Annotated in this window: 11 protein-coding genes; 3 read left to right on the top strand and 8 right to left on the bottom strand. The window is 41.2% G+C overall.

Going from position 1 to position 13,085, the window contains the following annotated elements:
* Window positions 1-5: 5 nt before the first annotated feature.
* The 5 genes from nuoF to ndhC all read right to left on the bottom strand — a co-directional run bounded on the left by nuoF (window position 6) and on the right by ndhC (window position 4,964).
* Window positions 6-1,337, bottom strand: a complete 1,332-nt coding sequence (gene nuoF / locus POD11_RS11970) for an NADH-quinone oxidoreductase subunit NuoF (protein WP_002120030.1) — start codon at window positions 1,335-1,337, stop codon at window positions 6-8.
* Complete coding sequence (gene nuoE / locus POD11_RS11975; RefSeq protein WP_003653477.1) at window positions 1,334-1,843, bottom strand: NADH-quinone oxidoreductase subunit NuoE; 510 nt, start codon at window positions 1,841-1,843, stop codon at window positions 1,334-1,336. The genes nuoF and nuoE overlap by 4 nt, the downstream gene beginning before the upstream one ends.
* A 13-nt stretch (window positions 1,844-1,856) precedes the next feature.
* Window positions 1,857-3,644 carry an NADH-quinone oxidoreductase subunit C/D gene (gene nuoC / locus POD11_RS11980; protein ID WP_002120052.1) on the bottom strand — a complete coding sequence of 596 codons (1,788 nt, stop codon included), beginning with the start codon at window positions 3,642-3,644 and terminating at the stop codon, window positions 1,857-1,859.
* A gap of 84 nt (window positions 3,645-3,728) precedes the next feature.
* Window positions 3,729-4,406: a NuoB/complex I 20 kDa subunit family protein gene (locus POD11_RS11985; protein WP_002050353.1), complete on the bottom strand. Its 678-nt coding sequence runs from the start codon at window positions 4,404-4,406 to the stop codon at window positions 3,729-3,731.
* 6 nt (window positions 4,407-4,412) lie between these two features.
* Entirely contained in the window at window positions 4,413-4,964 is a 552-nt protein-coding gene (gene ndhC / locus POD11_RS11990) for an NADH-quinone oxidoreductase subunit A (RefSeq protein WP_003653481.1), read from the bottom strand.
* Window positions 4,965-5,389: 425 nt separating this feature from the next.
* On the opposite strand from ndhC, the gene POD11_RS11995 reads away from it, so the two are divergent.
* Together POD11_RS11995 and POD11_RS12000 are read left to right on the top strand one after the other, a co-directional pair.
* A complete protein-coding gene (locus POD11_RS11995; protein ID WP_262457287.1) occupies window positions 5,390-6,808 on the top strand; it encodes a sensor domain-containing diguanylate cyclase in 1,419 nt (472 codons plus the stop codon).
* A 92-nt stretch (window positions 6,809-6,900) separates the two neighbouring features.
* Complete coding sequence (locus POD11_RS12000; protein ID WP_016142094.1) at window positions 6,901-7,254, top strand: hypothetical protein; 354 nt, start codon at window positions 6,901-6,903, stop codon at window positions 7,252-7,254.
* 21 nt (window positions 7,255-7,275) lie between these two features.
* On the opposite strand, the gene bfmS is transcribed toward POD11_RS12000, so the two are convergent.
* The 3 genes from bfmS to POD11_RS12015 are packed head-to-tail and all read right to left on the bottom strand — an operon-like array spanning window position 7,276 to window position 9,853.
* Complete coding sequence (gene bfmS / locus POD11_RS12005) at window positions 7,276-8,925, bottom strand: sensor histidine kinase BfmS (protein ID WP_016142095.1); 1,650 nt, start codon at window positions 8,923-8,925, stop codon at window positions 7,276-7,278.
* Between the two features lie 32 nt (window positions 8,926-8,957).
* Entirely contained in the window at window positions 8,958-9,674 is a 717-nt protein-coding gene (gene bfmR / locus POD11_RS12010) for a response regulator transcription factor BfmR (protein WP_000076440.1), read from the bottom strand.
* Window positions 9,671-9,853, bottom strand: coding sequence for a hypothetical protein (locus POD11_RS12015; protein WP_031945548.1), 183 nt, complete (start codon window positions 9,851-9,853; stop codon window positions 9,671-9,673). Before POD11_RS12015 ends, bfmR begins: the two co-directional genes overlap by 4 nt.
* A 353-nt stretch (window positions 9,854-10,206) precedes the next feature.
* On the opposite strand from POD11_RS12015, the gene POD11_RS12020 reads away from it, so the two are divergent.
* Window positions 10,207-13,041, top strand: coding sequence for a ribonucleoside-diphosphate reductase subunit alpha (locus POD11_RS12020; protein ID WP_002120003.1), 2,835 nt, complete (start codon window positions 10,207-10,209; stop codon window positions 13,039-13,041).
* The last annotated feature ends 44 nt before the right edge of the window (window positions 13,042-13,085 follow it).

Here is a 13,085-nt window from a genome sequence, read left to right on the forward strand (position 1 = left end):
ATTCCTTAAGCTTGTTCTACGTTGCTGGTTTGCACGACAGGACGATTCGTCACTTTCGCTTCAAACTCACCACGGAAATGTTTGAGTGCGCCCATAAGCGGCTCCATCGCACCTGGTGCGTGGGCACAGAAAGTTTTACCGATCCATAATTTACGAGTTAGTTCTTGTAAATGGTCGATATCTTCTTTCTTACCTTCGCCTGCTTCAAGTGCTTTAAGCGCTTTAACAGCCCATGGCAAACCATCACGGCACGGTGTACAGAAACCACATGATTCACGCGCAAAGAACTCTTCTAAGTTACGAGTGAGCGATACCATACATTGAGTTTCGTCTACCACCATTAACAAACATGTTCCCAAACGAGAACCTGCTTTCATAATCGTGTCCGCATCCATTGGTAAATCAATGGTATCTGCTGGTAAAAAGTCAGTTGAAGCACCACCTGGCAACCATGCTTTGAGCTTTAAGCCCTCACGCATACCACCTGCATGATCTTCAATGACTTCACGTGCAGTTGTACCAAACGGCAATTCCCAAAGACCTGGGAATTTAACTTTACCCGATGCACCATAAATTTTAGTGCCTGGATCTTTTGATTTACCAGCTGATAAACCGATATACCACTCTGGTCCACGAAGCATGATTGCTGGCAAGTTGTTATAAGTTTCAACGTTGTTCACAATCGTCGGACGGCCCCATGCCCCTGCAACTTGCGGGAACGGTGGCTTAGTACGAGGGTTAGCACGACGGCCTTCAAGCGAGTTAATCAATGCAGTTTCTTCACCACAGATATAACGCCCTGCACCCGTATGTACATGCAGATCAAAATTCCAGCCAGAACCTAAGATGTTTTCGCCTAAATAACCTTTAGCACGAATCTGTTCTAACGCTTCATTTAGATATTGAGCAGCCTCGATGTATTCACCACGGATAAAGATATAACCTTGTGTTGCTTCTAAGGTATAACCCGCAATTAACATGCCTTCGATCAATTGATGTGGAAGTTTTTCCATCAACAAACGGTCTTTAAAGGTACCCGGTTCCATTTCGTCGGCATTACAGATCAAGTAACGTGGACCACCATCATTTGGTGCCATCAATGACCATTTAATACCCGCTGGGAAACCCGCACCACCACGACCTTTTACAGTTGCAGCTTTAATGACGTCTAACACTTCAGCAGGTTTCATGCCTAATGCTTTTTTAAAGCCTGCATAACCTTCAAGTGCTTCGTAATCATCAGCACTACGTACCGCTTCTTGTTTGCTTAAACGCCAAGTGAGCGGATGAGTTTCCGGATTACCGTCGCCATAAATTGGTTTTGGTTCAGTATTCATACATACTTCTCCAATAACTGTTTAATTGATGTCACTTCGACTAAACCGTGAGTATCTTCATCAATCATTAAAGTTGGGCCTTTGTCGCAGTTGCCTAGGCAGCAAATCGGAAGCAGCGTAAAACGACCATCTGGCGTCGTTTGACCATACTGAATTCCTAATTCGCGCTGGAATGCTTCAGCAAGTGTTTCTGCACCCATCAAGAAGCAAGCAATTGAGTCACAAAGCAAAATCACGTGACGACCTACCGGATGGCGATAGATACGGTTGTAAAATGTTGCAACACCTTCCAAATCAGCAACACTCATCGACAACAACTGTGCGATAGCATTCATCTGAGCGTCATCTACCCAACCATTACGGCGCTGTACGCATTTCAATGCATCCAAAGAGGCTGCACGAGGGTATGGATAGTGACCAATGTGATGTTCGATATCGTGGATTTCTTCTGCAGTCAAAATCCCTTCAACATTCACACGTGGTTTTTTATCAGTCAAAATCATCATTATGTGTTACCTCTTAGCGATCCACGTCAGCCATAACCACGTCAATGGTCGCCAGATAAATGATTAAGTCAGATACTAAACTTCCGTTAATCACTGACGGCATTTGCTGTAAGTGAGTAAACGTCGGTGTACGAATACGAGTACGATAACTCATGGTCGCTTTATCTGAAGTCAAGTAGTAAGTACTTGCACCTTTAACCACTTCAGTCATAAATGATGACTCGCCCGCTGGCATGACAGGACCCCATGAAACGCTCAAGAAGTGCGTAATCAAGGTTTCAATATCTTGTAATGTCTTATCTTTCGGTGGTGGAACAGCCAATGGATGATCCGCTTTGTATGGACCAGAAGGCATGTTATCCAAGCACTGTTGAATAATTTTTAGCGACTCGGTAATTTCACGGAAGTGAACAAGCACACGTGCATAAGCATCGCCTTCATACTCAACCGGCACATCAAAATCGAAGTTTTCATAGCCGCTGTATGGACGATATTTACGTACGTCAAAATCGATACCTGTTGCGCGTAAACCAGTACCAGTTACACCCCATGCGAGTGCAGATTTGGCATCGTATTGTGCAACATTACGCGTACGACCAATAAACACAGAGTTTTTCAATGCTGCTGTGTAGTATTCGTTTAAGCGTTTAGGCATCCACTCTAGCAATTCTTTAACAAGCTTTTGCCAGTTGTTTGGAAGATCGTGTGCTGTACCGCCAATACGGAACCATGCTGGATGCATACGGTAACCCGTAATTGCTTCAACAATGTCGTAAACTTTTTGACGGTCTGCGAACATATAGAATACTGGTGTCATACCACCGGCATCCTGAATTGCCGTACCACAGAATAATAAGTGGTTATTGATACGGAACAATTCGTTCAACATGACACGAATCACTTGCGCACGTTCAGGAACTTTAATACCTGCCATTTGCTCGACAGCCATCACATATGGCATGTTTTGAGCACAACCACCTAAGTAGTCAACACGGTCAGTATAAGGAATGAAAGAATGCCATGTTTGACGTTCAGCCATCTTTTCCACACCACGGTGGTGATAACCGATATCAGGTACACAGTCCTTCACTTCTTCGCCATCTAACTGCAATACAACACGGAACGCACCATGTGCAGATGGATGGTTAGGACCCAAGTTCAAGAACATAAAGTCTTCATCAGCGTTACCACGCTTAAGACCCCAGTCTTCCGGCACAAAACGTAAGTGCTCTTGTTCAAAGTCTTGTTTCGCTTTGTCTTGCATGTACGGCGTATATTCTGTCGCACGTGCTGAGTATTCTTTGCGAAGCGGATGACCTTCCCAATACGTTGGCAACAAAATACGACGGAGCATTGGATGCCCTTCGAAATTGATACCGAACATATCGTAAGCTTCACGTTCATACCAGTTGGCATTTGGCCAGATATTTGTCGCTGTTGGAATGTTAAGATCATTTTCGTTCAAGGCAACCTTGATACGAATGTCACTATTACGCTCAAGCGATAATAAATGATAGAACACAGTAAAGTCAGATGCTGGTAAACCATCACGATGAACACGTAAACGTTCATCCATCGCAGATAAGTCAAATAGCATTACATACGGACGTTCCACTTTACGTAGGAACATAAGGACTTCTTGCACGCGTGCGCGCTCAACCCAGACTGTTGGAAACTCTTCAAAAGTCGCCTGCACGTAAAAGTTCTCACCAAACTTGGTTTTGAGCTCTTCTACGATTGCAAATGCTGGGCGTGAATCAACTGCTGTTGACTCTGGCATAGCAATGTCAGTTTCAGCCATTGGCTTGGCTTCCTATTTAATACAAATTCTGTCAATTTTCTCGATGAACATATCAGTTAGATATGTCAAAACACCGTCAAAAAATTATTTAATCTCATCCATAGAGCGTAAGTTTTTAACGGCAATACGCTGTGCATTCTTACGGTCACGTTCTGGCATCATCTTTGGCTTATACACTGGCTGAAGATCATCACCGATCACGGCAGAAAGCGGGCGTCGCTCTAATTGAATCTGGTCTTGTAAAAGCATTAAAGCTTGAATTAATGCTTCAGGACGAGGCGGACAACCTGGGACGTACACGTCAACAGGAATAATTTTGTCTACACCTTGTACTACTGAATAGATGTCGTACATACCTCCAGAGTTTGCACAAGCACCCATCGAAATGACCCATTTAGGCTCTAACATCTGTTCATAAAGACGCTGAATAACTGGAGCCATTTTTACGAAACAGGTCCCTGCAACAATCATCAAGTCAGCCTGACGAGGTGAAGCACGGATAACCTCTGCACCGAAACGTGACAAGTCATGCACACCTGTTAAGGTCGTTGCATATTCGACGTAACAACATGAGGTACCAAAGTTAAATGGCCACAAGGAGTTTTTACGTCCCCAGTTTACTGCTGTATGCAAGACATCCTCTAAACGAGTCATGAATACGTTTTTATTCACTTCCTCTTCAAGTGGATCCGTCACAATTTGACGTTCTTGCAATGGGTATTGATCAGCATCCGGATTCGCGCGGGTCAGAGTATATTTCATCCCGACTTACTCCTTTTCAGATGACAATGCAGGTGTAGTTTTTGACTTAACACGACCTGATGATTGAGCTGGAATCTGGCCTGTAGGGTCAGTTACGAGCTCTTCAATAGAATTAAAGCGTGTAATTTCAGCAATGTTCATTGTTGGTGAACCGATTTTAATCGCCTCACCTGCTGATTTACGGCGATCTGCTGGCGACCAACTTAGAGCACCTACAGAGAAGGCATAAACAAGCGCAATCAATAAATCAACGACAAAGATCACAACAGTGGTATATCCCAACCACCCTACTTCACGCACAGAAGTAGACCATGCATAGAGGTAAAGAGCCTCTAAGTCGAAGACAACAAAGAAAATTGCGACTAAATAAAACTTTGCAGACAGGCGAATGCGAGCGCCACCAGCACTCACGACACCTGATTCAAACTGCTCTTGCTTAGCACGTCCCCACGATTTTCCCCCGAGAAGTAAGGGAACTGTGAGCATAAAGACGCAAAGAAATGTAACGCCGATCACGAAGGCGATAATCGCCCAGTCGTATGGAGTAATGGCACTCATGCGGGGATAACTCCTGGCAGGCCTATTTATTTAACAAAGAATGTATGTATTGGCCTTCAAATACACCAAACACAAAATTAATCCCGCCAATTGTACCTGATTTCTAATTTCCCATGCTAGTTGAAGCGTCTTAGTCTTTCGGATGATTTTCCCAACAAAACTATTCATCTATGTGTTGTAAGGGGGGTTTCACCGCACATAATCGGTTTATTTAATAGTTTCTTTATTTATGATGATTTTTTTCATTTTTTAATTTTAGAATATTTACACAGTTCATCGACTATTAAGTTTTAATAACTTACTTTTTTATAATATTAGTTTGTTTTTTATTGTATTCAACTTCTCCTCTGAATTATGATGAATGTTTAATCATGCATAATATTTTATTACTCTTAGATAAGAGTATTTATCATTAAGGGCAGCTGATGCCATACTCACTTCGTGAATTTTCACCTTTCTCCTTTTTAAAATATTTTCTCCTGTTTAGCATCATTATTGCAGTATGTTGTTTCATTGGCATCGCATCTCGCCCTTTAAGTTTTCTCGCGTTTTTTTGGCCTGCCAACTCGGTTTTACTTGGCTTGCTCATTCGCTTCCCTAACACACGTCGACTAGGCACATTTTTAGGTGCATATAGCGGCTATGTTATTGCCGATCTATTTCAAGGCACGCCCTTTGCTCTCACACTCGTTTTAACAACTTCAAATTTTCTTTATGTTGTTACTACGTTTGCGCTCTATATGTTTTTTAATCAGCATATTAAGGCAGCCTACCGAGGCTATTCTTACCTCTTTTTATTTGCTCTATGTGGAGTCGGTAGCGTAGTAGGCGGATTATTTGCAGCAACTTTCGTGCCTATGTTTAATACTAAATTTATGCTGGGCGGTTTGTTGGATGAATTCGGTTATTGGTTCACTTCTGAATTGCAAAATGCTTTGCTTCTTTTACCTATCATATTGAACCTACCTCAATATAGTCAGGTAAAGCATTACTTTTCGAGAAGTCGTGGGTTACAGGCAACCGACCTTTTACCTTTTGGGGCTGTTTTGATTTCCATCGCAGCCAGTTATTATGACTCCGGTCCCGGTTCACTACTCTATCCCATTGCTGCGCTTATCTGGTGCGCTATTCGCTATAAACCTATTGTTGTTGCACTCATTACGAGCCTCACCAGCGCCTATATTATTTATCATGTTTCCGGACATTACCTTTTGCTCTATCCGAATGAGTATTTCAGCAATACGATTTCAATTCGTATAGGGTTAATCATGATGACGATTGCCCCTCTGACGGTTTCGAGTATCAGTGTTTTACATTCAGAATTAATTCAGAAGCTTCAACATGCGATTGCACATGATGAGCTGACCTCTAGTCTTACTCGACGCCAGTTTTTACAGTCGGTCAGATTACTTCAAGAAAAAGTACAAAAAGAAAATAAAACCTCAGCTTTTTTCATGTTGGATGTCGACCATTTCAAACAAGTCAACGACAACTACGGTCATCAAATCGGTGATCGGGCGCTACAGACTTGTGTCACCACGATACAAAATATTTTGCATCCTCATGATTTGTTGGGCCGCTTGGGCGGTGAAGAATTTGCCATTTTTATTGCAGATACCAGCAAGGAAAGTGCTTTTGAACTGGCAGAACAAATCCGAATTAAAATTAGCCAGCAACCTATTTATATTTATGGCAAATTACCCATTTTCATACAGGTGAGTATTGGTATAAGTTTATATTCCCCATCGTCCCATAGAGCGATTGAGAGTTTGTTTAAAGAAGCAGATGACGCTTTATATCAAGCAAAACGCCAAGGACGTAATCGGGTTTTTATCTCTTTATAATTTTTTCATTTCATCATCTAGTGTAATGAATTTTATACAATAAGCTGTGTTTTGCCATGTATGCTAATAACAGATAATAAGGAGAAAAATGCATGACTCTAGAATATACGCACAAACCAAATTACTACTTGTTTGCACAGCTACTTGTGCGACATATAGAAAGCTATATTCACAAACATCCAGATGCTAATAATGCAATTTTTGACTTGCGGGATGTCTATGAAATATTTAGACAGGATTTTGCGTCAACCACAACAAACCTAGAAGGTATTTTGCATATTGCTGATGAATATAAAATAGAAACAATTAATGGAGACCAACCTCTTATTCAAAAATACCAGATTGATGCAAAAAATAATTCGTTACTGATCGACTTTAATTCCGATGCGTTAACCAGCTTAAGAAGCGGAAAACCTATTTTGGAACCAGATGCAACTCGACTATAAATAACTCAATAAAAAAGCACCTTATGAAGGTGCTTTTTTATTGGCTTTTAAAGGAGGCTGTTTAAAGCGTTTTGCTGGCCACGTCATGATAAAGCGAGCGCCACCCAAGCTTGGGCTTTCATCGACTTTAATTTCACCACCAAACCAATACGCAATACGACTTACAATAGACAACCCCAAACCATAGCCACCTGACGCACGCGTACGGCTATCATCTAGACGGGCAAAAGCTTCAAATACTCTTTGACGGTCTTGTTCAGGAATACCGGCACCATCATCTTCAACACACACAAACGCCATGCCATCGCTATGAATGCCACCGGTAATTCGAACTTTATTATCGCAATAACGAACCGCATTGCCTACCAAGTTTTGAACAACACGATGTAAATAACGACGCTCTGCATCTACTTTTACATAAAGAGGAGGAGCAACCAGTTCAATTTCTTTTTGCGTTTTTAAAGCTTCAGTTTCGACAGCAACCTGATCCAACACATCAAATAAAGTAATTTCATCGAAATCTAGTGAAGGTGTACCCTGCTCTAGTTTTGCATAAGTCATGATTTCATCAATTAAAGTATTGAGTGCTTCAATATCTTTATCAATCATATCGACCTGATGCATACGATGATTGTAATCATCTTCTTCAGCCAACATTTCTGTACCAAAGCGAATACGAGCCACAGGCGTTCTAAGCTCATGAGATACTGCCCTCATTAACTCACGCTGAGCTTCAATTAAACGCTGAATATGATCAGACATGTTGTTATAACTTGATGCCAAGTTTGCCATTTCGTCACTTCCTTCAATAGGAACACGCAATGACAAATCACCAGACTTCATACGGTTTAATGCATAACGTACTTGGCGAATTTTACGCTCTAGCGGCAAGATCAACCCATAAACGCCTAGACTCAACAAGAATAAGCTAAATAAGGTAATCCCTGCTGAAAGCTGCAAAGGCATCCAGTTAAACATCGGCACCGGTCCAAGCACGAGAACCTGTGTAGGATGATTCGGAATTGGAGATACGATTGAAATGGTTGTACCGCGAACTGTTGCACTATCTTTGTACAACATAACGCTTTGATCTTGGCGTAAACGACCAATTTGCTCAGAGTCCAAATTAACGTCTTGAATATTGTAGATATTAATTGGATAAGAGAAATGTTTTTGAATCTTGGCAAGATATTCTTGTTCTTGCCCCGGATAAAACATTAAATAATCAAGTACAAAAATAGGGAGAGCCTTCATTTGGCGCTCACTAATCTTGTCGACTTTTATAGATAGATAATGCTGTGGGTCGTCACGCAAGCCAATAATGATATACGCAATACTATTACTGGCATCGTAACGGACAACAGACTTTTGAGCTTCGATTCGTTTTTTCTCGGTACGAGATAACTCAACCTTGCTTGCATCAGTATAGTAAATTGGAAGTTCCAATAAATCTGATGCGTCTGAAACCCAGTCTATTTTCTGTTGTTTCCCCGGTTGTCGAGCCACCCCTTCACTAATGACATAAGAAATACCATCAGTTAAAGATTCTCGGTATTCTTGTGCCCGTTGATAATTGATGATTTGTACAAGCAAATAACCAAATACAGCAACCAAAACAACAAGAATTACCAGTCCCGCATAAATTCGCAGGAATATACTGTGTTTAAACACTCGATCAACCTTATAGGAAGTTTATTCCGACCTTATAACCCGTTGGTTTCTTTAACGAACAAGTAACCTTTACTACGTACTGTTTTAATACGCTTTGGATTTTCAGGATCATCGCCAATTTTTGGACGAATACGTGAAATACGGACGTCGATTGAACGGTCCTGACCATCGTATTCGATACCACGTAAACGTTCGAAGATATCTTCACGCGATAAGATACGACCAGCATTTGATGCAAGCAACCATAATAGGTCATATTCTGCGCTGGTGAAGTCAACAAGTTCACCATTTAGCGTTACAGAACGACCGCCATTGTCGATGACAAGGTCATCAAACTCGATACGCTGTGCAACTTCATCTTCTACAGTTTTGTCTGTGCGACGTAAGAGTGCACGGATACGCGCTAAAAGAACACGCGGTTGAACAGGTTTAGCGACATAGTCATCTGCGCCCATTTCTAAACCAAGTACCTGATCCATATCTTCTGTACGTGCAGTCAACATAAGAATCGGTTGATGATAATGTGGACGAACTTCACGGCAAACAGTTAAGCCATCGGCACCCGGCAACATGACATCCAAGACCACTAGATCTGGTTGTTCACTAATAATACGACGAATTGCACGGTTACCATCAGTTTCTACACCAACCTCTAAACCGTTGCGAATTAAATATTCTTGAGTTAAACGCGCTAAGCGCTCATCATCTTCAACGATCAGAATCTTTGGTAACTTTTCTTCTTGGCTCATATCATTGCCCCTATAAATCTCGTTTCATGCATCTTAAAAATCTTGCAGATACATTCGTTTATCATTTGCAATATACACACGTTTACATTGTAAACAAGTAGGCGTTCACCAAACTGATACATGACAATCGTATTTTGTTGCATTTTATTAGCCTTTGAATTTTCACGTGTTTTTAAGATTTATTTATTGTTATTAAATTTCATATTCTATTCATATTTCCAATGTATGAATATTAAACAAATTATTTCTCTGTTTAGTTTAAATTTATTTAAGTGTTTGTTTTTTGAGTTATCCACAAACTTATCTATAAGTGTTTTTTAACAGCTTTGCTATGCTATCTCCCATCAAATCATACAGATAAAAAATTACTAAAAAGTCAAGATTGATCTGCTATGAAAAATCCCGTATCTTGTGTTGAAAATAAACTTTAACTACTAAGTCTTGTGTTTATCCCTCAAATATCGTGGCATGTTTTTTGCTCGGTTCAAACGGTCTATGAACATAACAAAAGTGACAATGGAGCTATGCTGGCATGAGCGTAATTACTTCGACTCCCGGTCAAATTCAGGTGATTAAACGCACTGGAGATGTTGCTGCATTTGATGCAGAGAAAATTTCAGTTGCGATTGGTAAAGCTTTTCTTGCTGTGGAAGGTCAACAGAGTTCGGATTCTAGCCGTATTCACGACCGTATTACCCAGTTGACGGAAATGGTCTTAAATACTTTTACTCGCCGTTTACCATCGGGCGGTACGATCCATATTGAAGAAATTCAAGATCAAGTAGAACTTGCTTTAATGCGTACTGGGGAACAAAAGGTTGCCCGCGCTTATGTGATTTACCGTGAACAACGTGCTAGCGCTCGTCAGCAAACGAACTCAAACCACCACCCTACTTTACAAGTTACCGACAAAAACGGTCAGCTTCAGCCACTTGATTTAAGTGCCTTGCAAGCAACTGTTTCTAAGGCAGCTGAAGGTTTGGAAGGTATTGACGTTCAAGCCATTGTGGATGAAACCGTTAAAAACTTATATAACGGCGTAAAAGAAAGTGATATTGCCACAACAATGATGATGGCAACACGTACTCGTATTGAACAAGAACCAAACTACACTTACGTAACTGCACGTTTGCTTTGTAACGAATTAGTGAGCACTGGTTTAACGTTCTTAGGCTTATCAACAGATACACCTGAAAACAATGCACTTGAAGCATTCTTGAAAAAAGGTGTTGAGCTTGATTTGCTTTCACCTGACTTGCTTGACTTTGACTTAGAAAAATTATCAGCAGCAATTCAGCCAGAACGTTCTAATCAGTTTACCTACCTAGGTTTACAGACTTTATTTGACCGTTACTTCATTCACTCAAACGGCGTTCGCTTCGAATTACCACAATTATTCTTCATGCGTGTGTCGATGGGTCTTGCACTCAATGAGCAAGATAAAGAAGAACGTGCAATTGAGTTCTATAACTTATTGTCTAGCTTCGACTACATGGCTTCTACGCCTACCCTGTTTAACTCAGGTACATTACGTCCACAGCTTTCAAGTTGTTACTTAACAACAATTGGCGATGACCTTTATGACATTTATGGCGCAATGCGTGATAACGCGATGCTTTCTAAATGGGCTGGTGGTTTAGGTAATGACTGGACACCTGTACGTGCCTTGAACTCTTATATTAAAGGTACAAACGGTAAGTCTCAGGGTGTTGTTCCATTCTTGAAAGTTGCGAACGATACAGCTGTTGCAGTAAACCAAGGTGGTAAGCGTAAAGGTGCTGTGTGTGCATACTTAGAAACTTGGCACTTAGACATCGAAGAGTTCTTAGAGCTTCGTAAAAACACGGGTGATGACCGTCGCCGTACTCACGACATGAACACTGCGAACTGGGTTCCAGACTTGTTTATGCAACGTGTATTTGAAGATGGTGAATGGACATTATTTACTCCTTCTGAAACTCCAGACTTGCACGACTTAACTGGTGCTGAATTTGCTGAGCGTTATGCTTACTATGAGTCTGTAGCGAAAGAAACTAACATGCTACATAAGAAAGTACGTGCTAAAGATTTATGGCGCAAAATGCTTTCTATGTTGTTTGAAACTGGTCACCCGTGGATCACATTCAAAGATGTATGTAACTTACGTTCACCACAACAACATGTTGGTGTAGTTCACTCATCTAACTTATGTACTGAAATTACCTTGAACACAAATCAAGACGAAATTGCAGTATGTAACTTAGGTTCGATCAACCTTGTACAACACGTTCAAGGTGGTGTGTTAGACCGTGAGAAGTTAGCTCGCACAATTAAAACAGCAGTACGTATGCTCGATAACGTGATCGACATTAACTACTACGCTGTACCACAAGCGAAAAACTCGAACTTGAAACACCGCCCTGTGGGTATGGGTATCATGGGCTTCCAAGATGCTCTATATGAAATGGGTATTGCTTACGGTTCAGACGCTGCTGTTGATTTTGCTGATGAATCAATGGAAGTAATTAGCTACTACGCAATTGAAACTTCAAGCAACTTGGCTGTTGAACGTGGTGCTTACTCAACATTCAAAGGTTCATTGTGGGATCAAGGTATCCTCCCAATCGACTCTTTAGAAATTGTTGCGAAATCTCGTCCAGAGCGCATGTTCGAAGTTGACCGTACTCAACGTTTAGACTGGGACACTTTACGTGCCAAAGTTCAAAAAGACGGTATGCGTAACTCAAACGTGATGGCAATTGCTCCAACTGCAACCATCTCTAACATTTGTGGTGTTTCTCAGTCTATTGAGCCAACATTCCAAAACTTATATGTGAAATCTAACTTGTCTGGTGAGTTCACTGTTATTAACCCATACCTCGTTCGTGCATTAAAAGAACGTGGTCTTTGGGACACAGTAATGGTGAATGACCTTAAACACTTTGAAGGTTCAGTACAAAAAATTGCTCGTATTCCTGAAGAATTAAAAGCAATCTTTGCTACTGCGTTTGAAGTGGATACACGTTGGATCGTTGATGCTGCATCACGCCGTCAAAAATGGATTGATCAAGCTCAGTCGCTTAACCTTTACATCTCTGGTGCAAACGGTAAGAAACTTGACATCACTTACAAGATGGCATGGTTACGTGGCCTTAAGACGACTTATTACCTCCGAGCTTTAGGTGCAACTTCTGCTGAAAAATCTACAATCAACACAGGTGCTTTAAACGCAGTTAAACCTGCGACTGTTGAAGCAGCGGCGGTTGCTGCCCCTGTTGTAGAAGCGAAGAAACCAGAAGCAGCGGTTGAAGAAGAAGGCTTTACTCAAGCAGCTCCAGTACCAATGGCTTGTTCAATCGATAACCCTGATTGTGAAGCTTGCCAATAACATTCAATAAAATTGCTCTTTTTCACTAAAGAGCAATTTTAAAA

It is taken from the genome of Acinetobacter sp. P1(2023) (assembly GCF_028367635.1).
Classification (GTDB): Bacteria; Pseudomonadota; Gammaproteobacteria; order Pseudomonadales; family Moraxellaceae; genus Acinetobacter; species Acinetobacter pittii_E.